The sequence below is a fragment of the Methylobacterium sp. WL69 genome (assembly GCF_008039485.1).
In the GTDB taxonomy this organism is placed as follows: Bacteria; Pseudomonadota; Alphaproteobacteria; order Rhizobiales; family Beijerinckiaceae; genus Methylobacterium.
Genome location: NZ_VRUZ01000019.1, coordinates 36,969 through 59,413 on the forward strand (window position 1 = coordinate 36,969; position 22,445 = coordinate 59,413).

General features: G+C 71.3%; 24 protein-coding genes. 14 read left to right on the forward strand and 10 right to left on the reverse strand.

The annotated features are described in order from the left end of the window. Window positions 1-8 precede the first annotated feature (8 nt). Window positions 9-1,058, reverse strand: coding sequence for a hydantoinase/oxoprolinase family protein (locus FV218_RS08200; protein ID WP_246685036.1), 1,050 nt, complete (start codon window positions 1,056-1,058; stop codon window positions 9-11). A 28-nt stretch (window positions 1,059-1,086) separates the two neighbouring features. Here FV218_RS08200 and FV218_RS08205 point away from each other — a divergent pair, with 28 nt between their 5' ends. Further along, complete coding sequence (locus FV218_RS08205) at window positions 1,087-1,770, forward strand: HisA/HisF-related TIM barrel protein (RefSeq protein WP_147709359.1); 684 nt, start codon at window positions 1,087-1,089, stop codon at window positions 1,768-1,770. A 130-nt stretch (window positions 1,771-1,900) separates the two neighbouring features. On the opposite strand, the gene fae is transcribed toward FV218_RS08205, so the two are convergent. The 7 genes from fae to FV218_RS08245 all read right to left on the reverse strand — a co-directional run bounded on the left by fae (window position 1,901) and on the right by FV218_RS08245 (window position 9,213). Next, window positions 1,901-2,413: a formaldehyde-activating enzyme gene (fae, locus tag FV218_RS08210; RefSeq protein WP_027173662.1), complete on the reverse strand. Its 513-nt coding sequence runs from the start codon at window positions 2,411-2,413 to the stop codon at window positions 1,901-1,903. 185 nt (window positions 2,414-2,598) lie between these two features. Then, complete coding sequence (locus FV218_RS08215; RefSeq protein ID WP_246685037.1) at window positions 2,599-3,528, reverse strand: triphosphoribosyl-dephospho-CoA synthase; 930 nt, start codon at window positions 3,526-3,528, stop codon at window positions 2,599-2,601. Beyond that, window positions 3,525-4,439 (reverse strand): RimK family alpha-L-glutamate ligase, encoded by a 915-nt coding sequence (locus FV218_RS08220; RefSeq protein ID WP_147709360.1) that lies wholly within the window; start codon window positions 4,437-4,439, stop codon window positions 3,525-3,527. The genes FV218_RS08215 and FV218_RS08220 overlap by 4 nt, the downstream gene beginning before the upstream one ends. 277 nt (window positions 4,440-4,716) lie before the next feature. Beyond that, window positions 4,717-5,703, reverse strand: a complete 987-nt coding sequence (mch, locus tag FV218_RS08230; RefSeq protein WP_056095349.1) for a methenyltetrahydromethanopterin cyclohydrolase — start codon at window positions 5,701-5,703, stop codon at window positions 4,717-4,719. Then, window positions 5,700-6,773 carry an ATP-grasp domain-containing protein gene (locus FV218_RS08235; protein WP_348642018.1) on the reverse strand — a complete coding sequence of 358 codons (1,074 nt, stop codon included), beginning with the start codon at window positions 6,771-6,773 and terminating at the stop codon, window positions 5,700-5,702. The genes mch and FV218_RS08235 overlap by 4 nt, the downstream gene beginning before the upstream one ends. A gap of 414 nt (window positions 6,774-7,187) precedes the next feature. Further along, a complete protein-coding gene (locus FV218_RS08240; RefSeq protein WP_147709363.1) occupies window positions 7,188-8,081 on the reverse strand; it encodes an NAD(P)-dependent methylenetetrahydromethanopterin dehydrogenase in 894 nt (297 codons plus the stop codon). Window positions 8,082-8,220: 139 nt separating this feature from the next. Continuing rightward, window positions 8,221-9,213, reverse strand: coding sequence for a beta-ribofuranosylaminobenzene 5'-phosphate synthase family protein (locus FV218_RS08245; protein ID WP_147709377.1), 993 nt, complete (start codon window positions 9,211-9,213; stop codon window positions 8,221-8,223). Window positions 9,214-9,548: 335 nt separating this feature from the next. Here FV218_RS08245 and FV218_RS08250 point away from each other — a divergent pair, with 335 nt between their 5' ends. The 4 genes from FV218_RS08250 to FV218_RS08265 are packed head-to-tail and all read left to right on the forward strand — an operon-like array spanning window position 9,549 to window position 14,049. Beyond that, window positions 9,549-10,628, forward strand: coding sequence for a formyltransferase (locus FV218_RS08250; RefSeq protein WP_147709364.1), 1,080 nt, complete (start codon window positions 9,549-9,551; stop codon window positions 10,626-10,628). Beyond that, the gene (locus tag FV218_RS08255) at window positions 10,622-12,265 is read left to right on the forward strand and encodes a formylmethanofuran dehydrogenase subunit A (RefSeq protein ID WP_147709365.1); all 1,644 of its coding nucleotides are present in this window, start codon (window positions 10,622-10,624) and stop codon (window positions 12,263-12,265) included. The genes FV218_RS08250 and FV218_RS08255 overlap by 7 nt, the downstream gene beginning before the upstream one ends. A gap of 33 nt (window positions 12,266-12,298) precedes the next feature. After that, window positions 12,299-13,255 carry a formylmethanofuran--tetrahydromethanopterin N-formyltransferase gene (gene fhcD, locus FV218_RS08260; protein WP_056095366.1) on the forward strand — a complete coding sequence of 319 codons (957 nt, stop codon included), beginning with the start codon at window positions 12,299-12,301 and terminating at the stop codon, window positions 13,253-13,255. Further along, on the forward strand, window positions 13,252-14,049 hold the full coding sequence (locus FV218_RS08265) for a formylmethanofuran dehydrogenase subunit C (RefSeq protein WP_147709366.1): 798 nt from the start codon (window positions 13,252-13,254) through the stop codon (window positions 14,047-14,049). Before fhcD ends, FV218_RS08265 begins: the two co-directional genes overlap by 4 nt. 18 nt (window positions 14,050-14,067) lie before the next feature. Here the strand turns inward: FV218_RS08265 and FV218_RS22690 are convergent, their stop codons facing one another. Beyond that, entirely contained in the window at window positions 14,068-14,424 is a 357-nt protein-coding gene (locus FV218_RS22690; RefSeq protein ID WP_187273001.1) for a HigA family addiction module antitoxin, read from the reverse strand. Between the two features lie 18 nt (window positions 14,425-14,442). Next, entirely contained in the window at window positions 14,443-14,724 is a 282-nt protein-coding gene (locus FV218_RS22695; RefSeq protein WP_056095376.1) for a type II toxin-antitoxin system RelE/ParE family toxin, read from the reverse strand. A 216-nt stretch (window positions 14,725-14,940) separates the two neighbouring features. Between FV218_RS22695 and FV218_RS08275 the strand changes: the two genes are divergently transcribed. The 9 genes from FV218_RS08275 to FV218_RS08315 all read left to right on the forward strand — a co-directional run bounded on the left by FV218_RS08275 (window position 14,941) and on the right by FV218_RS08315 (window position 22,371). Further along, complete coding sequence (locus FV218_RS08275; RefSeq protein ID WP_147709367.1) at window positions 14,941-15,147, forward strand: hypothetical protein; 207 nt, start codon at window positions 14,941-14,943, stop codon at window positions 15,145-15,147. Window positions 15,148-15,278: 131 nt separating this feature from the next. After that, window positions 15,279-16,907 carry a HAMP domain-containing sensor histidine kinase gene (locus FV218_RS08280; protein ID WP_147709368.1) on the forward strand — a complete coding sequence of 543 codons (1,629 nt, stop codon included), beginning with the start codon at window positions 15,279-15,281 and terminating at the stop codon, window positions 16,905-16,907. Beyond that, the gene (locus FV218_RS08285; protein ID WP_056095386.1) at window positions 16,904-17,608 is read left to right on the forward strand and encodes a response regulator transcription factor; all 705 of its coding nucleotides are present in this window, start codon (window positions 16,904-16,906) and stop codon (window positions 17,606-17,608) included. Before FV218_RS08280 ends, FV218_RS08285 begins: the two co-directional genes overlap by 4 nt. Before the next feature lie 184 nt (window positions 17,609-17,792). After that, window positions 17,793-17,882, forward strand: a complete 90-nt coding sequence (gene pqqA, locus FV218_RS08290; protein WP_018043604.1) for a pyrroloquinoline quinone precursor peptide PqqA — start codon at window positions 17,793-17,795, stop codon at window positions 17,880-17,882. A gap of 45 nt (window positions 17,883-17,927) precedes the next feature. Then, the gene (gene pqqB / locus FV218_RS08295; RefSeq protein WP_147709369.1) at window positions 17,928-18,827 is read left to right on the forward strand and encodes a pyrroloquinoline quinone biosynthesis protein PqqB; all 900 of its coding nucleotides are present in this window, start codon (window positions 17,928-17,930) and stop codon (window positions 18,825-18,827) included. A 236-nt stretch (window positions 18,828-19,063) separates the two neighbouring features. Then, window positions 19,064-20,146 carry a pyrroloquinoline-quinone synthase PqqC gene (pqqC, locus tag FV218_RS08300; RefSeq protein WP_147709370.1) on the forward strand — a complete coding sequence of 361 codons (1,083 nt, stop codon included), beginning with the start codon at window positions 19,064-19,066 and terminating at the stop codon, window positions 20,144-20,146. Next, complete coding sequence (gene pqqE / locus FV218_RS08305) at window positions 20,143-21,300, forward strand: pyrroloquinoline quinone biosynthesis protein PqqE (protein WP_056095395.1); 1,158 nt, start codon at window positions 20,143-20,145, stop codon at window positions 21,298-21,300. The genes pqqC and pqqE overlap by 4 nt, the downstream gene beginning before the upstream one ends. Window positions 21,301-21,338: 38 nt before the next feature. After that, complete coding sequence (locus FV218_RS08310) at window positions 21,339-22,019, forward strand: hypothetical protein (protein ID WP_147709378.1); 681 nt, start codon at window positions 21,339-21,341, stop codon at window positions 22,017-22,019. Beyond that, window positions 22,000-22,371: a hypothetical protein gene (locus tag FV218_RS08315; protein WP_056095400.1), complete on the forward strand. Its 372-nt coding sequence runs from the start codon at window positions 22,000-22,002 to the stop codon at window positions 22,369-22,371. Before FV218_RS08310 ends, FV218_RS08315 begins: the two co-directional genes overlap by 20 nt. The last annotated feature ends 74 nt before the right edge of the window (window positions 22,372-22,445 follow it).

The following is a 22,445-nucleotide window of genomic DNA, read 5'->3' on the forward strand; positions in this document are numbered from 1 at the left end:
GCTGGGATCTATCGGGCGAGGAGGGCGACGGCCACGGCCGGGCCGCAGGTGGAGGCCCAGTCGGCCCCCGCCGGGGACACGCGGTCGGCGATGAGGTCGGTGAGCGCGACGGCCGGACGGCCGAGGCGGGCCGCCAGGCGCTCGGCGAGGAAGCGCCCGGCCCCGCACACGACCACGGGCGCGTCCGGCGGCAGGTCCGCGCGGGAGAGCAGCAGGGCGGCGGCATCGTGCAGGGGGCGGAGCTGGGCTTCCGCGAAATGGGCGGCGAGGGCCCGCCAGTCGGCCGGCACGCCTTCTCCGTGGTCGCGGCCGATGAGGCGGGCCAGCCGGATCTCGCTCTCCGCCAGGGACTTGCCCTTGCCGTCGGCGCTCTGCTGCTGGTCGGCCCCGTCGGCCAGGTCGCCGGTGACGCGGTAGACGTCTGCCATGGTGGCGAAGGTCTCGGCCATGAGCCGGGTGCGGCGGCCGCGGAACGGGGCGTGGTCGGCGAGGGCGATGGGGTGGGAGCGGACCACGCCCGTGTAGACGAGTTCGCCCGTCTCCAGGCGCTCGGCATCGCTGTAGCCCGTGGCCGCCGGCCGACCCCCGACCACGGGGATGAGGTCGGCGGTGGTCGAACCGATATCGACCAGGAGCGCTTCGCCGCGGTGCCGGCCGACGAGGGCGGCGGTGGCGTGCCAGTTGGCCGAGGCGATGTCGGCGGCCGCCGCGCGGGCCGAGTCCGGCGCGAGGAGGCCGGCGCGGCCGCCGTAGATGCGGACGGAGCCCGTCAGATTCGCCCCCGCCCAGCCGGCGAGCTGCGCGACGCCATCGGCCCTGTCCGAAAAACAGTCGGTGAGTTCGCCCGTCATGGTGACGACGTGGTCGGCGGAGGTCCGCGCCCAGTCGGGCAACTGCGAGAAGGTCTCGTCGAGGGCCGGCAGGCCGCGCCACAGGCGGCAGGGCGCCTGCACCACGGCCTCGACCCGGCCGTCGCGCACGCGGGCCGCCTTGACATGGACCCCGCCGAGATCCCAGCCGATGACGGTCGTTTGCGTGGGCGCGGATGCTGCTGTCACGGGGGCGGGCCTGGGGACGGAGAACGGAATGGCGGACGGATTCGAGCTCATCCCGGTCATCGACCTGCGCCACGGGCAGGTGGTGCGGGCGCGGGCCGGGGAGCGCGCCACCTATGCCCCGATCGTGACGCCGTTGGCAAAGGGATCGTCGCCGGCCGACGTGGCGCGCGGGCTGCTCGGCGCCGTGCGGGCGAGCCTTCTCTACGTCGCCGACCTCGACGCCATCATGGACGGCGCCCCGCCGGATCGAACGAGCCTGGCGGCGATCCGCGCCGCCTGCCCGGAGGTGCGGCTCTGGGTCGATGCCGGGTTTTCGGACAGCCCCGGGGTGGAGGTGTTCCTGGCATCCAACCTCGGGCGGCCGGTCATCGGCAGCGAGAGCCAGGCGGATGCCGGCCTCGTGCGCGGGCTCGGCGACCGGGCGGTGTTCTCCCTTGACACGCGGGGAACGGAGCGCCTCGGACCGGAGGCCCTGCACGACGAGCCGGCGCACTGGCCGCGCGACGTGATCGTGATGACCCTGGGGCGGGTCGGGGCCGGGGCCGGGCCGGACCTCGACCGCCTGCGTGCCCTGAGGGCCGCGAGCCCGGCGACGCGCCTCTACGCGGCGGGGGGCGTGCGCGGACCGGCGGACGTGGCGGCCCTGGCGGCGATGGGCGTCGCCGGCGCCCTCGTCGCCTCCGCGATCCACGACGGCGCGTTCGTGGCGTGAGCCAAAAAGAATGGGGCGGCCGAAGCCGCCCCACATCAGTAGTTCATCGTCCGAGGAAGATGGATGCCAGTCGCTGGATCAGGCCCCGCGGTGCGGGCGGAGGCTCACTCTGCCCAGGACTGCCCCCAATCTAAGCGTTCGACGCGAAGGGGTGCGAGGCCGAGTTGCGCTGCTCGGTGGCCTGAGCGGCGGTGGGCTCGCCCTTGACGGCGCGCTGGATGGACAGCTTGACGGCATCGTAGTTGTACTTCTGGATCTTGGCGTCGTCGGCCGCTTCCCAGTGGATGAACACGCCGACCAGGATGAACAGGTCGTCGGCCTCATCGGCGGGGATGATGCCCTCGGCGACGGCGTCCTGCACGGCCTTGGCAACGCCGTACTGGGCGGGGCCGAACATCTGGACGGCCTGACGGGCGTCGTTGATGGTGACCTTGTTGAACATCAGGGTGTTCGGCTTGCAGGGCAGGTTCGGCGCGATGACCGCGAGCAGGCTGGTGAAGCCGTGCTTGTTGTTCACGAGGCCGTTGCAGAAAGCCGTCTCGGCCGGCGAACCGCGCGGTCCGATGATGAGATCGATGTGGGCGACCTCGTTGCCATCGCCGACGAGAGCCTCGCCGACCAGAACCTTGTTGATCTTCGCCATGTGGGGTTTCTCCCAGGAGTCTTGAAAAGACGTGACCGCCCTCGAAGGGGAGCGCGGCCGAAAGCTATCCTTGTTCACGGCGTCCAGCCCCCGAAAGGGCGGACCGGTTAGCCCGGATCGCGGCGCGGACCCTACTCTGGGCGTTTGCCCGGAACAACCCTGCGCGCCGTGCGGTTTTCGCCAATTTATTTGACTTCGGGCGGAACAAATTCTGTCGATGGTGAATCCGACGACCGCTCCGGGCCGGGGACGCACCGTGCGGGTCCGGCGAGGAGCCGATCGAGGAACAGGGTCGCGACGGTGAAGTCGGCGCTGGTGCCGGGGTTGAGGCCGGCGGCCTTCCAGGCTCGGTCCTTCGCCAGCAGGGCGTCCACGGGCCGGGTCGCGAGGTCGAGGCCGAGGAGGGCGGCGGCCTCGTCGCGCAGGGCCTCGGCGCGGGGGCGCCCGTGCTTGCGCGCCACGTGGCTGTCGGGCACCCGCGCCAGGTAGGCGAGGAACACGGCCGTGGTCGTCCAGGGCTCCGACAGGCCCGTGCGGCGGGCGGCGGCGAGGGCCGGCAGGCCGATGTCGAAGAGATCGGCGAACCCGCCGACATAGGCGCGGGCGATGGCGTCGCGGGGGGCCGCCTCCGCCATGGCCGCGCGGAGTGAGGGGGGGGCGTCCGGCCCGGTCACGTCGTGGCGGGCGGCCGTGCCGAGGCCGCCGGGATTCGCCAGCCGGATCGCGGCGTAGACCTCCGCCGCGTCGTCTGCATCGAAGCCGTCGAGGATCGCGTCCAGGGCGGCGCGCAGGGGCCCGTCGGCCTCGGCCGCCCGCGCCAGGGGCGCGCACAGGAGCAGGATGCCGAGATTGGTGTTCTGGCCCACCGCCGCCAGGGTGGCCGCCATGGCGGCACGGACCCGTGCCCCGACCCGCGCGCCCGTCCGCGCCAGGTGCGGGGCCGAGACCTCGGCGCTGGTGACGAAATCGACCGTGGCCATGCGGTGGCCGTCGGCGAAGGCGTGGACGTTGCCGGGCTTGAGGGCGTCGAGTTCGGCGAGACAGCTCGCCCGGTAGGCCGCGCCGATGGCCGTGAGGCCGGACGTCCCGAGTTCCCGCATCCCGGGTTCGGTCATCCCAGCGCCGAGACGAGGCGCGGGGGCCGGGCCGCCCGCACGGCGGCGAGGAAGCCGCGCGCCACGGCGAGGGCGATGTCGACCTCCGTAACCTTCTGCAGGCCCGACCACGCCGGCATGGAATTGACCTCGAGGACGAGGAAGCCGCCCTGCCCGTCCTCGACGAGGTCGACGCCGGTGTAGTCGACGCCCACCGCCGCCGCCGCCGCCTCGGCGAGTTCGGCCGCCGCCGGCGGCATCGCCCAGGGCAGCGGCCGGCCCCCGCGATGGACGTTGGTGATCCAGCCGTCGCCCTCGCGGATCATGCCGGCGATGGCGCGGCCCTCGCAGACGAAGACCCGGTAGTCGCGCCACAGGCCGTCGCTGCGGGCGACGTAGCGCTGGAGGTAGTAGACCCGGGAGACGGCGTCCTCGTCCGGCAGGTCGTCGGGGGTCTCGATGAGCTGGAGCCCCTCCCCCTGCGAGCCGAACAGGGGTTTCAGCACCAGGGGCCGGCCGGGGCCGGCCTCGCGGGCCACGATCTCGGCCGCCGCCGCGCGCTTCGAACACACGAAGGTGCCGGGGGTCGGCAGGCCGGCCCGGTCGATGAGCAGGCTCGTCATCGCCTTGTCGACGGAGCGCTCGATGGCCGTCGGCGAGTTCCACACGGTGGTGCCGGAGGCGACCAGGGCGTGGAGCACGCCGAGGCGCAGGGTGGTGGCCTCGAAGGTGCCGCCCGCCACGGTGCGCAGGAGCACGCCGTCCGGCAGGGCGTCGGCAAAGCCCGGCACCCGCAGGGGCTCGCGCCCGCCCGTCTCGATGGCGACGTCGGCCAGGGAGAACAGCACCGGCTCCGCGCCGAGGTGCTCCAGGGCGGCCTTCAGGCGCGCCTTGTGCCAATTGCCGTTGTCGGCCGCGAGCCCGATCCGCATTGCATTGTTCTCACACGATGTCCGGATTGATCCGGCGGGGCCGTCGCGCAGTTCCCTCGCCCCGCCTGCGGGGAGAGGGCCGTGCCGACCTTGTCGTCGGCACGGCGAGGCGGCAGCCGAGGGTGAGGGGGCGTCGTGGAAGGAGCCTCGTCTGGAGGCACCCCCTCACCCTCGCTTCGGCTGGCGCCTTCGCTGGCCGCATGGACGGCAGGGTCCATGCGGCCCTCTCCCCGCCCGGCGGGGAGAGGGGGCAGGCGCCCTGCCCCCGTGATCCCCGTCAGCTGAACGAGGCTTCCACCAGCTCCGGCATCAGCCGCCCACCGCGAAAACTCTTGCCCGTGGTGACGGAGGTGACGATGACCTCGGCCGGGCTGAACAGGGCCCCGTCGATCTTGTAGAAGTCGCCGTTCACCCGGCCGAAGATGTCGGCGAAGGGCGCGCCGTGGTCGGCCGAGGTGGTCGACGGCAGCTGCTCGGCGAGTTGGCGGGCGTCGGCCTCGTCGGCCTCGACGTAGAGATGCACCCGGCCGCCGTAGATGATGGCGTCGTTGGTGCGGCCCATGGCCTGGATGAAGTCCGGGTGCTGGGGCGAGAGCGGCGCCGACCCGAGGCCGTCGACGATCTTGTGCAGGTCGAACCCGACGGTGTGGGCCTTGTGGAGGGCCACTTCGAGGACGCGGGCGACGACCTGGGTCGCACCGGCGAGGCTCTGGGTCGGCGCGTAGATGAAGGTCAGGTGCTCAGGGGACAGGCCCGTGGCCTCGGCCACCTTGGCGATCACCGAGGCCGGCGGGCCGCCGGCCGCCTCCAGCACCAGGGCGGTCTGGGTGGCGGTGTCGCGGTAGCCGAGCTCGGCGTAGAGGTCTTCCACCACGGCCACGGCCCGGCCGGGGCCGGAGCCGAGGGCGAAGAAGCCGGAATCCCCGGTCTCGTCGGCGAGCGACCAGCCGGCATACTGGCTGCCGAGGCAGGCGATCACCGGATCGGACGAATGCACCACCACGGAGTAGGGCCAGGCCGCCACGGGGCCGGAGGGGGCGATGGTGACGGTGCCGAGGCCGCCGAGGCAGATCTCGGCGATGCGCCGGCCGGCCTCGATGGAGCCGCGCACGGAGGCGCCGGCATCGACCATGCGGGCGCCGTCCTGCGTGGTCACGGCGAGCCGCAGCACGTCGGCATCGGCGACGAGGCGCTCGACCAGGGGGGCGGTGAGGGCGTTGACGCTCGGATAGGGGCTTTTGGGCGCCGTCGGACGCGTGGTCATGGGTGTTCCTCCGTCAGATCGAGCAGGGTCCGCAGGTGGGCGGCCCGGCCTCGCAACATCTCTCTCGTGGCGGCCGAGTCCGGCCCCGTTGCGAACAGGGTGCACAGGGGCGCGTCGCGCGCCACCGGGCTGCCGGATCTTGGGCGGTCGCGAACGAAAGCCGGCCAGTCGATCGGCGGCATCGGCGCGTAGCCGGTGGCCGCGTAGCAGATTTCCGTGGCCGCCGCATCCACCGGCGTCGCCTCCGCCGTGGGGAGGCGGCCGAGGCTCGCCGCGATGTGCTGCGCCAGCAGCGGCGTCGGGCGCCGGTCGAGGATGTCGAGGGTGGCGCCGGGGCGCGGGTTGATCTCGGTCAGCCACCACTCCTCGCCCGAGACCAGGATGTCGGCGCTGGCGAGGCCGCGCAAGCCGGTCTCGGCGACGAGGCGTTCGACGGCGTCGGCGATCCGCCCGACCATGCGCGGGGCGAGGGCCGGCACCTCGTGGCGCGCACGCGCGACGGCACCGGCGTAGCGGAACGGGCGCAGGGGCGAGGGCGCGCTCCACTGCTCCGTGAGGCCGACGAGGACGATGGTCTTTCCATCCGCCAGGAAGGCCAGGGCATGGGCCCGGCCCGGCACGCGAGCCTGGAAGTAGGCGCCCGGCGGCGCCGGTCCGGCCGTTGCCGCGCGGATGTGGGTGCCGCCCGAGCCGCCGGCCCGCTTCAGCAGCCAGTCGGTCCGGTCGGGCACGGGGTCGCGGGTGACGGCGGGGTGGGGCACGCCGAGGCGGGCGCAGAGGCCGGCGAAGCCGAGCGGGTCCTTGAGGCGCGCGACGGTGCCGGGGGCGGCGCCGAGGAGGCGGAACCGCGCCGCGAGGGCCGCCATGAGGTCGGGCGCGCCCTCGAAGCCGCTGCCGAGGACGAGGCCCAGCGGCGGCCGGCCGGCCGAAGCCACCAGGGCGTCGAGGCCGGCGAGCACGCCTTCCCCGCCGAGGCGCCCGTCGCCGAAGCGGCCCGATGCGGGGCGGTGGTGCTCGGCGAGGTCGAGGGTATCGGCGTCGCCGAAGAGGTCGAGGACGAGGGGATGCAAGCCCGCCCGCCGCGCCGCCTGGGCGAGGGCACGGCCGGACTGGGCGGCGATGAGGAGGGTGTCGCCTCCGGTGTCGGACGCGTCAGCGGAACTCTCTTGGGGATTGGCCAGGATGTGAGCCTCGGATGCAGGCCTATCCCATCACCCACCTCTCGCCCCTCGAAAGGAAGGCTACGGTACGCCGGGTCGCTCGGGCATCGCGGGTCCCCTCTCCTGGAAGGAGAGGGACAGGGTGAGGTGTGCGAACTCTCCGAAAAGGTCCCACATCTCACCCCAACCCTCTCCTTTCAGGAGAGGGAGCCCGGTCGCGCTCTCGGCTGACACAGTCAGCTTTGTGCGATGGCCAGGTACGGCTGCGTGAACCCGGTGGGATGGGGTGAATGGAATTGGGAGGTCTGTGGGCGAAGGCGCCCCTCAGCCCGCCACCTCGACGGCCACCGTGTAGGCATCGCGAAAATCGAGGCAGAGGGGTTCCTTGGCCTCGAGCATGCGGCGGAACAGGCGCGACTGGGTCTGGTACTTCACGTTGCCCACCGCCAGGGCACCGATGCCGACGCCCCTGCCAACGGGCAGGGGCACGTCGACGGCGTTGACGTCGATGCCGGCGATGCCGGCCGGGGGCACGGCGTTGACGTCGGAGGCGACGAGGAGGTTCGGCGCGGATTCGAGATCTTCCGCCGTGAGGATCGAGACGCCGGCCGGGCCCGCCGACAGGATCACGTCGGCGTTGGCGATGGCCGCGCGCCGGGCCTCCACGGTGGAGCCGTCCACGGACCCGACCTCGACGCCGAAGCGCCAGCGCATGGTGTGGGCGATCTTGCTGACCCGCTCCTCGCCGTCATGGCCGACGATGGTGGTCTCGGCGCCGTTGAGGGCCCCGATCACCGCCGCCACGTAGGCGACGACGCCGGCCCCGCCGAAGATGACGATGCGCTTGCCGGCGAGCTCGGTGTCGAACTTCGCCTTGAGGGCGCGGGTCACCTCGGCGACCATGGCGGCACCGGTGGTGAACGAGCCGGCTGGGTCGGCGAAGATGTGGTTGGCGAAGGGCGGCACCAGGGCCTTCTTCGCCCGGTCGACCATGTCGAGGGCCTCCTCGGCGTTCTTGCCGGCGATGAAGATGCCCGTGCGCGTCCCGTCCTGGGGCGAGCGGGAGAAGATCGAATCCTGCACCAGGGACGTGACGTCGGGCAGGCTCGCGCCGGTGTAGGTCGCGATGGTCTCGAACCCGGCATCGACGGCCATGTTCACGTCGAACGGGCTCATGTGTTTGAGGGGCGTGATCATGTGCAGGATCGAGCGGGCCATGGCGGGTTTCCCTCCGTGCGGTCGCGGTCAGTTCAAGGAGACTTGCCCCGATCGTGCGCCGGGGTGATGAAATGTCAAAGCCGGTGGTCGTCGGCCCGATCGAGGGCAGGTCGATAGCCTGTGCCGCCTTTGCGTCGTCTTAAAGCGGCGTCACCGCGGCGCCGGTGTTGCGTCCGCGCGCGATGAGGAAGCGCAACGGGCCGGGCCGCTCCAGGGATGCGACCAGCCTCCGCGCCGCATCCTCCGACGGCACCAGGGCGAAGCCCGTCGGCCCCCAGGAACTCTGCCCATAGCCGGCGATCCCCTGCGCGGCGATGGCGGCCAGCGCCTCGGCCACGGCGGGGCTGGCGTAGCGCCCGCCCTGATGGGGCGCGAAATGATCGCCGATGAGGCGCTGGATTCGGGTGATCCCGGCGCCGAAACCCTCGGGCTCGGCGGTGGCGGCGGCGGGCAGCACCTGCATCAGGACGATGCGGCAGATCTCGGCGGCCTGGGCCTCGGGGAAGCGCGGCAGCTCGCGAAAGGCCTCGGTCTCGCGGGTGCCGTGGACGCCGGTCATGCCGGTGTCGAGGATGAGGACGACGCGCCAGGCCTCCGGGTAGGCCAGCCGCGCGATGACGGGGGGCGGGTTGCCGAGGCCGTCGCGTCCCCCGTCGACGATGAGCCCCCCTTGGGTGAAGGCCGCGAGGCCGACGCCGGAGCGGTTGCCCCGGTCGAGGGCATCGGCGAAGGCCTCCGGCGCGAACGGGCGGCCCGCCAAGCGGGCGAGGGCCGCGGCGACGGCGAGCGCCAGCTGCGTCCCCGAGCCGAAGCCCGCATGGGCCGGCATCGTCTCCGCGATGTCGATGGCGGCGTGACCGTCGATCCCGAGGTGCGTGGCCGCCGCCAGGGCGTAGCCGTGGGCGCGCTTCGCTTCCGGTCCCGTCACCGTCAGGCCGGGTGCGGCGCGCGCCGTGAGGGTGATGGCGGGGGTGTCGAGGGCGAGGCCGAGGCTGCCGAAGCGCCGTCCGAGGCCGCCATGGAGGTCGAGGAAGCCGAAATGCAGGCGACCCGGTGCGTGCACCAGCACGCCGGCCGCCCCGGATTCGTCCCCTGCCCCCTCCGGGATCTGCGTCACGTCGATCCCCTTCATCGTCACGGCCGCATCGCGCGGACCGGTTCATCGCATCGCTGCGGAGCGGATTGCCCGGCAGCGGGCTTCTCCCATAGAGCGCGGACGCCTCGCAAGCGTCGCGAACGCATCCGTCCTCCGGGGCGCACCACGCGGGGGCCGCCCGAACGTCCGTCGCGATGGCGAGACGAAAAATTTCCAACCGCAATCGGTCGGGCATCGGCCCCGGGACTTGCTTGGGGGGCGGCCCCGATGCAAACGTGCCGCCCGATCGTTCTGGACTGGCTCAGTCCCGCCGTGCGCGACGCCCGTTCTAGTGGCGTGCGCCGGGCTCTCGATTTTCCAAGGTGCAAAGTATGGCGGCCTGGGTGAAGGGTGGTGCGACGGATGCGGACGCGGCGGTGGATGCCGCCGCGACGCTCCTCGCCGCGGCGCGGACGCCGATCGTGGCGGGGCTCTGCGCCGAACTGAGCGCCGTGCGGGCGGCCTATCACCTCGCCGACGCCATCGGCGCCTCCGTCGATCCCGTGGCGGGGCCGAACCTCTACGCCGAACTCGGTGTTTTGAGCCGGACGGGCGCGATGCTCACCACGCCGGCCGAGACCACGGGCCGGGCGGACGCGATCCTCATCGTCGGCAACGCCCCGTGGGACCGCGCCATCGTCCAGGAGATCGCCGAGTCCGCGCCGACCAGGGGCCGCGCCGCCGGGGCCGAGCGCACCCTCCTGTCCCTCGGCGGCCCGCGCAACGGCGCCACCCGGCACGTGGCCTATCCGGCGGAAGCCGGCGGCCTCGCCGTCTCTGTCGCGCACCTGCGCGCCTACCTGAAGGGCCATCTCGCCGGCGAGACCGCCTATGGCGACCTCGCCCGGCGTCTCGCCGCCGCCCAGTACGGCGTCGTCCTGTACGACGCCGCCGAACTCGGCGAGCTCGGCGTCGAGATGCTCCAGGGCATGGTCAAGGACCTCAACGAGGTCACGCGCTTCTTCACGCTTCCCGTTTCCGATCCGTATCAGGGCCGCGCCCTGCTCCAGCTCGCCGCCTGGACCACCGGTCAGGCGCCCCGCGTCGGCTTCGGCCGCCACGTGCCCGAGCACGACCCCTGGCGCTTCGACAGCGCCCGCCAGATCGCCGCCGGCGAGGCCGATGCCGTCCTGTGGCTCGCCTCCCTCCCCGCCCCCCGGCCGGACTGGCTCGGCACCCTGCCGAGCATCGCCATAGTCGGCGAGGGCAGCCCCGAGGCCACGGGCGACGCCGCCGAGATCGTCATCGCCGTCGGCGTGCCGGGCGAGAGCGCGGGCGGCAGCCTGTGGAACGACCGGCGGGCCACCATCACGTACGCGCCGCCCGTCGGGCAGCCGGCCGAGCTGACGGCCGCCGGCGTGCTCGCTGCCATCCAGGACCGCCTCGTGCAGAAGAAGGCCGCCTCATGCTGATCCGCATCCAGGGGGGACGGGTCGTCGACCCGACGGCCGGGCGCGACGCCGTCGGCGACGTCTGGATCGAGAACGGCCGGGTCGTCGCCGCCTCCGAGCGCGCCCCCGACCAGACCATCGACGCCACGGGCTGCGTGGTGATGGCGGGCGGCGTCGAGGTCCACTCGCACATCGCCGGCGGCAACGTGGTGATGAGCCGCCTGCTCCTGCCCGAGCTCTACGCCAGCGAGGCGGCGCCCGAGGGCCATCCGTTCGCCCATGCCGGCGGGTCGGCCGCCTGGATCGGCGCAAACTACGCCCGGATGGGCTACACCATCGCCGTCGAGCCGGCGATGCCGCCGGCCAACGCCCTCTCGACCCAGCTCGAACTCGCCGACATCCCGCTGCTCGACCGCGGTGCCCTGACGGTGATGGGCAACGACGACCACCTGCTCCAGCTCCTGCGCCAGCGCGAGGGCAAGGCGGCGGTGCGCGACCTCGTCGCCCTCGCGGTCGCCACCTCGCGGGGCCTCGGCGTCAAGTGCATCAACGCGGGCGGCGCCTCGGCCTTCAAGGACGGGATGCTGAAGCTCAGCCTCGACGAGGAAATCCCCGTCTACGGCCTGTCCACCCGCAAGATCATGACGGCCCTGCTCGATGCCGTCGAGGAAATCGGCGTGCCGCACCCGCTGCACGTCCATTGCAACAACCTCGGCATTCCGGGCGCCGACGAGTCCTTCGTCGACACCCTGGAGGCGGCCGAGGGCCGGCGCATCCATTTCGCCCACGCCCAGTTCTACGCCTACGGCGTCTCCGACCCCGAGAACCCGGCCACCGGCGGCTTCCGCTCGGCGGCCGAGCGCATCACCGAGGCGATGGAGAAGCACCCCAACGCCACCTTCGACGTCGGCCAGGTCGCCTTCGGCCAGACCGTGACCATTTCCCTGGACATCCTGCGCCAGTTCGCCGGCCGCAAGGGCGCCAATCCGAAGAAGTGGATCCTGACCGCCGGCGACGCGGAAGGCGGCGGCGTCGTGCCGTTCCTGTACAAGCCGCGCGGTGCCGTCAGCTCCCTGCAATGGGCCATCGGCCTCGAGCTCATGCTGCTGTCCAAGGAGCCGGAGCGCACGATCCTGACGACGGACCACCCCAATGGCGGCCCGTTCACGGATTACCCGCACATCATCCACCTGCTGATGGACAAGGAGAAGCGCGACCGCGAGATCGCCGGCCTCCACAAGGTCATCGGCGAGCGCTCCGGCCTCTGCGCCATCGAGCGCGAGTACAGCTTCTCCGAGATCGCGCAGCTCACCCGCTCGGGGCCGGCGAAGCTCCTGGGCCTCACGGATCGCGGCCACCTGCGCGAGGGTGCGCGGGCCGACGTCGCCATCTACCGCGACGACCGGGACCGCACCGCCATGTTCGCCCGGGCGAAATGCGTGCTCAAGGACGGCGTCACCATCGTCGAGGACGGCGAGGTCGTGGCCTGGACCTCCGGGCGCACCCTCGAACTTGACGTCGAGTCCGACAAGGCCATGGTCGCCCGCTCGGAGACCTACCTGCAGGACCGCTTCGGCGCGGGCCTGAGCTCGTTCGCGGTGCCGGACGAGGCCTTCCCGAAGGCGGACGTGTTCGAGGAGGTCGCATGTCTGGCTTGAAGGACGGGTATCGCGTGAGGACCGGTGGCTGACATGACGGAACTCACCCTCAACGGAATCCCGGTGATCGACACCTTCGCCGAGGCGTTCGACGTCGCCGGCACGGCGATCATCATCACCAACGACACGGCGAAGTGGGCGATGATCGCCGCCGTCACCATGACGGGGTTCGCGACCTCGGTGATCGGCTGCGGCGCCGAGGCCGGCATCGATTGCGAATTGTCGCCCGAGGAAACCCCGGACGGGCGCCCGGGCGTGCGGGTCCTGCTGTTCGGCTTCGAGCCCAACGGCCTCAAGGACCAGCTGCTCAAGCGCGTCGGCCAGTGCATCCTCACCTGCCCCGGCACCGCCTGCTACGCCGGTGTCGACGGCCCCACGAAGATCAAGCTCGGCGGCGCCATCCGCTACTTCGGCGACGGGTTCGCCGTGGCGAAGCGCCTGCCCGACCCGATCACCGGCAAGTCGCGCCGCTACTGGCGCATCCCGGTTATGGACGGCGAGTTCCTGTGCGAGGACTTCGTCCGCGCCGTGGACGGGGCGGTGGGCGGCGGCAACCTGCTGTTCCTCGGCCGCAACCACGCCGAGACCCTGAAGGTCGCCGAGATCGCCGTCGACGCCGCCCGTACGATCTCGGGTGCGATCCTGCCCTTCCCCGGCGGCATCGTCCGTTCGGGCTCGAAGGTGGGCGCGCGCACCAAGGGCATGATGGCGTCGACCAACGACGCCTATTGCCCGACCCTCAAGGGCCGGGCCGGGACCGAATTGTCGGCCGATGTCGGCGTGGTGCTGGAGATCGTCATCGACGCCCTGACCTCGCACGGCGTCGCCGAATCCATGCGCGCGGCCCTGCATGCGGCGACGGAAGCGGGGGCCGCGCACGGCCTCGTCGCCGTTACCGCCGGCAATTACGGCGGCAATCTCGGCCGCCACCATTATCACCTGAAGGACCTGCTCTCGAAGGAGCCGGCGAGCGAGGCTGGAGCGGCATGAGCACCCTCACCCTGCGCCAGGAGCCGCCGGAGCGGCTCGATTTCCTCCATGTCACCCCCCTCTCCCTCAGCGGCCTCAGCGAGGCCGAGGCGGCGCGACTTCCCGTGGGCACCAGCCGCCGGGGCCTGACGCTGGGCGACTGCTTCACCATCGCCCTCGACAAGTCTGAGGATCTCGTCATCGAGGGCGGCTCGTCGCGCCTCGACCGGGTCGGGGCCTCCCTCGACGGCGGCAGCATCCGCGTCGTCGGCGATGTCGGCCAGCGCCTCGGCGCCGGCATGAAGAACGGCAGCGTCACGGTCACCGGCTCGGCCGGCCCGTTCGCGGGCTCCGGCGCCACCGGCGGCACCATCACCATCGCGGGCGACGCCGGCGATCACGCCGGCGGTGCGGTCTACGCCGCAAAGGCCGGCCTCGACGGCGCCACCTTGGTGATCAAGGGCACGGCCGGCGACCACCTCGGCGACCGCATGCGCCGCGGCCTCATCCTCGTCGGCACGGCCGGGGCGCATGCGGGTTCCCGGATGATCGCCGGCACCATCGCGGCCGGTTCGCTCGGCGACCATCCGGGCTTCGGCATGCGCCGCGGCACCATCCTGGCCGGCGGCGTCGGGGCCCTCACCCCGAGCTTCGTCGAGACCGGCACCCACGACCTCGTGTTCCTGCGCCTCCTGGCCCGATCGCTCCGGCCCCTGAGCCCCGCCCATGCCGACCTCGCCGCCGGGGCGCTCACCCGCTACTCGGGCGACCTCGCCACCCTCGGCAAGGGTGAATTGTGGGTCTCGGCGGCCTGACCGGCCGCCGCTTCGCCATCAGGCGGCGTCCCGGACCAGCGGCGTGATGCGATCGACGGTATCGCCGAGGGCGCGCCTGGCCGTCTCGACGTCGAAGGCGGTCTGGAGGTTGAGCCAGACCCGCGGATCGAGTTCGAAGTAGCGCCCGAGCCGCAAGGCCGTATCGGCCGTGATCCCGATCTCTTCGCGGGCGATCCGTTCGATCCGGGTTCGCGGTACGCCACAGGCCTTGGCGATGGCGTAGGCCGTCAGGTTCAGCGGCACCATGAACTCCTCCCGCAGCACCTCCCCGGGGTGCAGCGGCGGCAGGACGATGGGCGAGTCCGTCTCGGCTTCCAGGTTCGTCTCGGTTTCCAGGGTCGTCTGGTTCGGCATGACGCGCTCCTCTAACGCTCAGTGATAGTCCACGATCTCCACATCCTCGGGACCGGCCTCGGTCCACCGGAAGCAGATGCGATACTGATCGTTGATCCAGATCGCGTGCTGCCCCGCTCGATCCCGGCCGAGGGGATGAAGCCGGTTGCCGGGGGGAACCTTCAGCGCCTCGAGGGAGGTCGCGGCGTTCAAGAACCCCAGCTTCCGCCGCGCCGTCTTCAGGATCGCGTTGGGAAGGGCACGCGGCTGCCGCCCTTCAGCGACATCGCGCGTCCTCCGATCCGCGAAACTCCGAATCATCGCGATCTCCGACCAGTGAGGAATAGTATCACTGGACGATACGTTTCGTCAAATGAGCCGACATCCGGTTCATCGTGACGATGTGAACCGGACAGGCTGATGCGCACTTCTCCCGGACGCTTGCACAAAGCTCCCAATCCGATGAGTTTGGCCTGCCGTGCTCCGGCATCGAGATGTCGAAGCGTGCCGCTCTTAAGCCCCACACAGGTCCGGCCGATGCTCATCCTGCTCTCGATCTGCCTTCTCTCCGAGCCGACCCAGTGCCGGGAGGACAAGATCGATCTCTCGTTCGAGGCGCGCGGCCCCACCGTGTGCCTGCGCAACTCTCAGAGCGCCCTCGCCAACTGGCAGGCCGAGCATCCCGAATGGCACGTCGCCCGCTGGCGCTGCGCCGTGCGGGGCTCCGTCCCGCGCGATCTGTGATCGCGTCTGGAGCAGACCCGTCCTTGCACTTGCGAACATTGGCTTCTTGCGCCTAGACATCCGTCCCATGACGCGATGACCTGTGGGTCTTCTGTGACTCATGGGAGGAAGTGGCAGGACGTGGCCGGACAATGCGCTCGCTGAAGGTTCGGTTCGCCCTGCTCCTCGGCAGCACCGCCCTGCTCGTGGTCCTGGCGGCCCTCGGCGTGCTCGGCTCGATCGGGGCCGCCGAGCGGACCATCGACCGGACGCTGGCGGCCCAGGGGCGCCTCGAACTCCTCGTCGAGCTGTCGGGCCGCATGACCCAGTACGGCCTCGCTGCACTGGAGGCGGTGAGCAACCCCGACGCGCAGCCGGAGGGCCTGTCGATCGCCCGCACCAACGTCGACCGCGCCCTGGTCGCCGTGGACGAGGCCCTCGGTCACAGCATCGTGGCCAGCGACGACCCCCTCGACCGGACGCAGTACGCCGCCCGCGCGCGACCCATGGCGCAGCTTCGCTCGGCCCGCGCCATCCTCGACCGGCAGGTCGCCCAGGTCCTGCGCCGCTCCGAGGACGAGCAGCGCCGGAGCGCCATCCGGGGCGCCCTCAACGGCTTCGGCGCCATGACCGGACAGCCGCTCTCCTTCCTCATCGAGGTCGAGCGCCGCTCGATGATCGCCGGATCGGACGCCGCGCGCGACCTGTCCGCGACCCTGCGGGTGGCCTCCCTGGCGGCGGTGGCGGCGGCGCTTGCCATCGTGTTCGGGCTCTACCGGGCGGTGACGCGGCCGACGCTCGCCCGCATCGAGTCCATGCGTCAGGCGGCGAGCGCCGTCGGCCGGGGCGAGCTCGACACCCGCCTCTCCGTGGCGACGCGGGACGAACTCGGCCTGCTGGTCGCGAACTTCAACCGCATGGCCGCGCGGCTCGCCCGGCGCGAGGGGCGGCTCGCCGCCGACCGGGCCGCCCTGGAGGATACGGTGGCGGCCCGCACCACGGACCTGCGCGCCGCCAACGCGCGCCTGGAGGCGGTGGACCGCTCGCGCCGGCGGTTCTTCGCCGACGTCAGCCACGAACTGCGCACGCCGCTCACCGTGATCCTCGGTGAATGCGACATCGCCGCCCGCTCGGCCGGGCGCCCCGGCACCGACTTCGCCCCGGTCTTCGCCACCATCCGCAAGCGCGCCCTGCGCCTCCAGCGCCGGGTCGAGGACCTGCTCCGGGTCGCGCGCTCGGAATCCGGCCAGATCGAACTCGACCGGCGGCCCGTCCGCGCCTCGCTCATCCTCATGGACGCCGTCGACGGCATGGCCTCGGAGGCGGCGCGCCGCCGCGTGAGCCTCGTCCTCGAGCCCATCGCCACCGACGCGACCGTGCTGGCTGACCGGGAATGGCTGCGTCAGGTCCTGGAGAGCCTGGTCGACAACGCCCTTCGGCACGCCGCCGGCCTGACCCGCGTCACCCTCGCCCTCGCGGTTGCCCCGGGCGGCCCCGCGACCGTCACCGTCACGGATGACGGTCCGGGCTTTCCGCAGACCGGCGAGGCCCTGTTCGAGCGCTTCCGCCGCGAGAGTCCGTCCGGCGAGACCGGGTTCGGCATCGGCCTGGCCCTGGCGCGCTGGGTCGTTGAGCGGCATGATGGCACGATCCGCCTGGGGGCCGGGCCTGGGGACCGGGGCGCGCAGGTCGTCCTCGCACTCCCCGCGACACTTCCCATTGCATCGGACGACGAAGCGGCGTCGGCCTCCCATCGGATTGAGAAGGAAACCACGGCATGACCCGGGTCTTGATCGTCGAGGATGACAGCGACATCCGCGCCATGCTGGCGCGCGGCCTCGAGGCGGAGGGGTTCTCCGTCGGGGTCGCCGGCTGCGTCGACGACGCCCTCATCGCCGCGCGCGACTCGGCGCCGGAGGCCGTCGTCCTCGACATCACCCTGCCGGACGGCTCGGGCCACGACGTCTGCCGGTCCCTGCGCGAGGGCGGCTATCCCGGCCCGATCCTGTTCCTCTCCGCCCGCGACGAGGTCCGCGACCGCGCCGAGGGCTTGGCCCTCGGGGCCGACGACTACATCGTCAAGCCGTTCGTGTTCGACGAACTCCTCGCCCGCCTGCAGACGCACCTCCTGCGCCGCAAGGAATCCGACGAGCCCCGCACCATCGTCACGGCCGGCCGCCTCGTCCTCGATCTCAACATCCGCCAGGTCGGCTTCGCCGATGCGACGGCGCGCCTCACCCCCCGCGAGGCCGAGCTGCTGGCCCTGCTCATGGACAAGGCCAACCAGCCGGTGTCGCGCGGCGACATCTTCGACAAGCTCTGGGCCGGCCAGGGCGGCCTGTCGCTGAATGTCGTCGATGTCTACGTGGGTTACCTGCGCACCAAGCTGTCGGACTTCGTCCGTCTCGGCGGCCCGGTCATCGTCACCGTGCGCGGGCGCGGCTTCATGCTCGACCTCAAGGGCCAGGATTTCCGGCACTGAGGCCGAGCGAGCTTGAGCGCTTTCTGAGAGGATGGCGGGACGAACCGGCAATTTAGCGCTTGAAGTCGGCGGCGGAATTGTCGATATAGCTCCCGCGACAGAAACCACTGCGCCGTCAGTGTCTTACGATCTTCTTAAGGTGGATCGGGGCGCTGCTGTTCAAAAGAAACTCTGGAGAAACACCATGACCTGGGCTGCCCCCGTCGTTTCCGAGATCTGCGTTGGCATGGAAGTCACGAGCTACGAGTCGGCCGAGATCGACACCTTCAACTAAGGTTGTCGGAGCGAGCCTGAGGAGCGGGACGGCGTCGGTTCAGCCATGCATGTCGTGATCCTCGGCTCCGCCGCGGGCGGCGGCCTTCCCCAGTGGAATTGCCGCTGCCCCATCTGCTCCCTCGCCCGCGAGGATTCCACCCGCGTGAGGCCGCGGACCCAGTCGAGCATCGCCGTTTCCCCCGATGGGGACCGTTGGCTCCTGGTGAACGCCTCCCCCGATATCCGCCAACAGCTGTTCGACAATTCCGTACTGCATCCCCGCGAGGGCCTGCGCCACTCGCCGATCCACGCGGTGCTGCTGACCAACGGCGACGTCGACCACGTCGCCGGTCTGCTGACCCTGCGCGAGGGCCAGCCCTTCACCCTCTACGGCACGGCCGGCATCCTCGACTCCGTCAACGCCAACCGGGTGTTCGACGTGATGGCCGAGGGCGTCGTCGCCCGCGAGTCCATCGGCCTCGACGCCGCGTTCGAGCCCGTTCCGGGGCTCAGGGTCACCCTGTTCTCCGTGCCCGGCAAGGTGCCCCTGTGGCTCGAGGGGAAGACCGTGGAACTCGGTGCCGAGACCGAGACCACCGTCGGGGCGATGATCGAGGCGGGGGGCCGTCGCCTCGCCTACATCCCCGGCTGCGCCCGCGTCACCGACCGGCTCAAGGGACAGATCGCCGGCGCCGATGCCCTGCTGTTCGACGGCACCGTGCTCCTCGACGACGACATGATCCGCGCCGGGGTCGGCACCAAGACCGGCTGGCGCATGGGCCACGTGCCGATGACCGGCGAGAACGGCTCCATCGCGGCCCTGGCCGACATCGAGATCGGCCGGCGCGTCTTCGTCCACATCAACAACACCAACCCGGTGCTGGTGGAGGATTCGCCCGAGCGCGCCGCCGTCGAGGCCGAGGGCTGGATCGTCGCCCATGACGGTCTGAGCCTGTCCCTCTGACCGGCTGCGGGGTTGCGGGCCGCACCCGTTGAAGGCCCGGACCCGCTGGCAATTTACTGCGCGCGTTGATATATGATGCGCAATATAATTGCGCTCGTGGGATCGTTGGCCTGACAGGCCCCGCGACACCATCTACAAGAAGCGCCCAGGAAACGCAGACCTCTGAACGCAGATCTCCGAACGCAGACGTCGGACCCCAGACGTCGGAACGCCCACCGCCGGACCCGGACAACGCCATGACCGCGCCTTTTCCCACCCCCGTCGCCGACGAGACCCAGCGTCTGCTGAGCCCGGAAGAGCTCGCGGCGGCCCTGCGGGACATCGGCGCCCGGCGCTACCACAACCTGCATCCGTTCCACCGCCTGCTGCACGACGGCGAGCTGAACAAGGATCAGGTCCGGGCCTGGGCGCTCAACCGCTACTATTACCAGGCGATGATCCCCATCAAGGACGCCGCCGTGCTGGCCAGGATGGAGGATGCGAGCCTTCGCCGGATCTGGCGCCAGCGCATCGTCGACCACGACGGCGACGCCCCCGGCGACGGCGGCATCGAGCGCTGGCTCAAGCTCGCCGAGGGCGTCGGCTTTTCACGGGACTACGTCGAGTCGACCCAGGGCATCCTGTCCGCCACCCGCTTCTCCGTGGACGCCTACGTCCACTTCGTGAAGGAGCGCTCGCTGCTGGAGGCCATCGCCTCGTCGCTCACCGAGATGTTCTCGCCGACCATCATCTCCGAGCGCGTCGCCGGGATGCTGAAGAACTACGACTTCATCACCAAGGACACCCTGGCCTACTTCGACAAGCGCCTGACCCAGGCGCCCCGCGACGCCGATTTCGCCCTCGACTACGTCCAGAAGCACGCGACCACGCCGGAGCTTCAGCGCCAGGCGATGGCCGCCCTGACCTTCAAGTGCAACGTGCTGTGGACGCAGCTCGACGCCCTGTACTTCGCCTACGTCGCCCCCGGCCTGACCCCGCCCGACGCCTGGACCCCCGGCACCGGCCTCGTGCCTGAAACCGCCACGGCGCAGGCCGCCGGCACCGGGACGCTGGGCCCGCACGACGTGCCGCGCCTGCCCCGCGGCGTGCGCCTGCGCCACGACACCGTGCGCGGCGAGCACGTGCTGCTCGCCCCCGAGCGCACCTTCGACCTCGACGCCAACGCCGTGGCGGTCCTCGAATACGTCGACGGTGCCCGCACCGTGCGCGACATCGCCGGCCTGCTGGCGGAAAAATTCACCGCCGACCGCGCGGTGATCGAGGCCGATATCCTCGTCATGCTGAACGACCTCGCCACAAAACGGGTTCTTGAGCGATGAACGCCCTCACGCCGAATGCCCCCGTCCTGCCGGCGCCCGTCGGGCTCCTGGCCGAACTGACGCATCGCTGCCCCCTGCGTTGTCCGTACTGTTCGAACCCCCTCGAACTCGACCGGCGCTCGGGCGAGCTCGACACGGCGACGTGGCAGCGGGTGCTGACGGAGGCGGCGGCGCTCGGCGTGCTGCACGTCCATCTCTCGGGCGGAGAGCCGACGGCCCGCAACGACATCGTCGAGATCACCCAGACCTGCGCCAAGCTCGGGCTGTACTCGAACCTCATCACGTCCGGCGTCGGCGGGGCGTTGGCTAAGCTCGACGCCCTCTACGACGTGGGCTTGGACCACGTGCAGCTCTCGGTGCAGGGGGTCGATGCGGCCAATGCGGAAAAAATCGGCGGGTTGAAGAACGCGCAGCCGCAGAAATTCGCCTTCGCCGAGCGGGTGACCCAGCTCGGCCTGCCCCTGACCCTCAATTCGGTGATCCACCGCGGCAACATCCACGAGGTCGAGGGCTTCATCGATCTTGCCGTGAAGCTCGGGGCCAAGCGCCTGGAGGTGGCCCACACCCAGTATTACGGCTGGGCCTACGTCAACCGCGCCGCCCTGATGCCGAACAAGGCCGAGGTCGACCGCTCGATCCGCATCGTCGAGGCCGCGCGCGAGCGCCTCAAGGGCCAGCTCGTCATCGACCTCGTGGTGCCGGACTACTACGCCAAGTACCCCAAGGCCTGTGCCGGTGGCTGGGGCCGCAAGCTCATGAACGTGACGCCCGCCGGCAAGGTTCTGCCGTGCCACGCCGCCGAGACCATCAAGCAGCTCGAATTCTGGTACGTCACCGACCACTCGCTCGGCGACATCTGGGCGAACTCGCCGGCCTTCACCGCCTATCGCGGCACCGACTGGATGCAGGAGCCCTGCCGCTCGTGCGACCGGCGCGAGAAGGATTGGGGCGGCTGCCGCTGCCAGGCCCTGGCGCTCGCTGGCGACGCCGCCGCCACCGACCCGGCCTGCTCCCTGTCGCCGCTCCACGCCAAGGTGCGTGATCTCGCCACGGAAGAGGCGGCCGAGAGCCCGCCCGACTACACCTACCGGACCATCGGCAGTAACGTGCAGCCCAATGTGCGGACGCCGCTGAACGAGGACGCGCCCCTTTGAAGCCCACTATTCCTGCCGCCACCCTCGCCGCGCTGCTGATGCTCGGCGGCACCCCCGCTTTGGCCCAGACCCCGCCCGCGGCGGACACCGCGCCCGTGACCAAGGCCAGCACCGCCGCTCCGAACGCCTCCGACCTGCTGTTCGAGCAGCCGCAGATGAAGAACGTGCCGCCCGGCACGAAGCTCACCTACGGCTACATCCGCCGCAGCGGCATCTCCAAGGGGCCGTTCGGACCGCCCATGGACGACACGATCAAGCTCGGCATCGAGCCCGGCAAGAGCGCCGACGCCCGCGACATCCGCGTCGAGATGTTCTCGGGCGCCAACCGCTTCCCCGCCGGACCGTTCGAGGACATGCCGGGCAATCCCGTGATGACCCTGTTCCTCGAGCATCACCTCATGGACATGGCCCGGGTGCTCTCGGCCAACCCGCGCTACATCAAGAACGCCATCCGCAAGGGTCTGCGCGACAACGCGACGGTGACGCCGACCACCATCGACTACAAGGGGCGGACGGTCTCGGCCTGGCGCATCGAGACGCAGCCTTTTCTGGAGGACCGGATGAAGGACCGCATGCGCGGGATGGAGAACATCCGCTACACCTTCGTCACCTCCGATGCCGTGCCCGGCGAACTCGTCTCCATCGAGGCGCAGTCGAAGAACGCCGAGGGCGGCGAACTCCTGCAAGAGAGCCTGACCTATGATCCGAACGCTGGTTGAGCGCGCCGCCCTCGCGGCGTTCCTCGTCGCGGGCCTCGCGGCGCCCCTGCACGCCGCCGAGCCGGAGAACGACTACCCGACGGAGGCGCGGGCCGATTACATCTTCGGATGCATGGCCGCCAACGGCCAGTCGCGCGAGTCCCTGTCGCGGTGCTCGTGCTCCCTGGACGCCCTGGCGTCGATCCTGTCCTACGACCACTACATCCAGGCCAGCACCGTGCTCTCCATGCGCCAGGGCATCGGCCAGCGCGCCAACGAGTTCAAGTCGACCAAGGTGTTCGACGACAAGGTCGCCGAACTGCGCCGGGCCCAGGCCGAGGCCGAGATCCGCTGCTACCGCGGCGGGGCGTGACACGGGGCGTTGCGCCCCGGGCCTAATCGGGCGAAAGCAATCCGGACCGCTCCCACCCGATAGAGCCCCCGTGC

What these genes read in the sequence shown, in the direction of transcription:
- fhcD (WP_056095366.1), top strand. Translation starts at nt 12,299, where the DNA reads ATGACGGAACTCACCCTCAACGGAATCCCGGTGATCGACACCTTCGCC.
- pqqE (WP_056095395.1), top strand. Translation starts at nt 20,143, where the DNA reads ATGAACGCCCTCACGCCGAATGCCCCCGTCCTGCCGGCGCCCGTCGGG.
- FV218_RS08310 (WP_147709378.1), top strand. Translation starts at nt 21,339, where the DNA reads ATGCTCGGCGGCACCCCCGCTTTGGCCCAGACCCCGCCCGCGGCGGAC.
- FV218_RS08255 (WP_147709365.1), top strand. Translation starts at nt 10,622, where the DNA reads ATGCTGATCCGCATCCAGGGGGGACGGGTCGTCGACCCGACGGCCGGG.
- FV218_RS08240 (WP_147709363.1), bottom strand. Translation starts at nt 8,081, where the DNA reads ATGGCCCGCTCGATCCTGCACATGATCACGCCCCTCAAACACATGAGC.
- pqqC (WP_147709370.1), top strand. Translation starts at nt 19,064, where the DNA reads ATGACCGCGCCTTTTCCCACCCCCGTCGCCGACGAGACCCAGCGTCTG.
- FV218_RS08285 (WP_056095386.1), top strand. Translation starts at nt 16,904, where the DNA reads ATGACCCGGGTCTTGATCGTCGAGGATGACAGCGACATCCGCGCCATG.
- FV218_RS22690 (WP_187273001.1), bottom strand. Translation starts at nt 14,424, where the DNA reads ATGCCGAACCAGACGACCCTGGAAACCGAGACGAACCTGGAAGCCGAG.
- FV218_RS22695 (WP_056095376.1), bottom strand. Translation starts at nt 14,724, where the DNA reads ATGATTCGGAGTTTCGCGGATCGGAGGACGCGCGATGTCGCTGAAGGG.
- FV218_RS08280 (WP_147709368.1), top strand. Translation starts at nt 15,279, where the DNA reads ATGCGCTCGCTGAAGGTTCGGTTCGCCCTGCTCCTCGGCAGCACCGCC.
- pqqA (WP_018043604.1), top strand. Translation starts at nt 17,793, where the DNA reads ATGACCTGGGCTGCCCCCGTCGTTTCCGAGATCTGCGTTGGCATGGAA.
- mch (WP_056095349.1), bottom strand. Translation starts at nt 5,703, where the DNA reads ATGACCACGCGTCCGACGGCGCCCAAAAGCCCCTATCCGAGCGTCAAC.
- FV218_RS08265 (WP_147709366.1), top strand. Translation starts at nt 13,252, where the DNA reads ATGAGCACCCTCACCCTGCGCCAGGAGCCGCCGGAGCGGCTCGATTTC.
- FV218_RS08275 (WP_147709367.1), top strand. Translation starts at nt 14,941, where the DNA reads ATGCTCATCCTGCTCTCGATCTGCCTTCTCTCCGAGCCGACCCAGTGC.
- FV218_RS08245 (WP_147709377.1), bottom strand. Translation starts at nt 9,213, where the DNA reads ATGAAGGGGATCGACGTGACGCAGATCCCGGAGGGGGCAGGGGACGAA.
- pqqB (WP_147709369.1), top strand. Translation starts at nt 17,928, where the DNA reads ATGCATGTCGTGATCCTCGGCTCCGCCGCGGGCGGCGGCCTTCCCCAG.
- FV218_RS08220 (WP_147709360.1), bottom strand. Translation starts at nt 4,439, where the DNA reads ATGCGGATCGGGCTCGCGGCCGACAACGGCAATTGGCACAAGGCGCGC.
- FV218_RS08250 (WP_147709364.1), top strand. Translation starts at nt 9,549, where the DNA reads ATGGCGGCCTGGGTGAAGGGTGGTGCGACGGATGCGGACGCGGCGGTG.
- FV218_RS08215 (WP_246685037.1), bottom strand. Translation starts at nt 3,528, where the DNA reads ATGACCGAACCCGGGATGCGGGAACTCGGGACGTCCGGCCTCACGGCC.
- FV218_RS08315 (WP_056095400.1), top strand. Translation starts at nt 22,000, where the DNA reads ATGATCCGAACGCTGGTTGAGCGCGCCGCCCTCGCGGCGTTCCTCGTC.
- FV218_RS08205 (WP_147709359.1), top strand. Translation starts at nt 1,087, where the DNA reads ATGGCGGACGGATTCGAGCTCATCCCGGTCATCGACCTGCGCCACGGG.
- fae (WP_027173662.1), bottom strand. Translation starts at nt 2,413, where the DNA reads ATGGCGAAGATCAACAAGGTTCTGGTCGGCGAGGCTCTCGTCGGCGAT.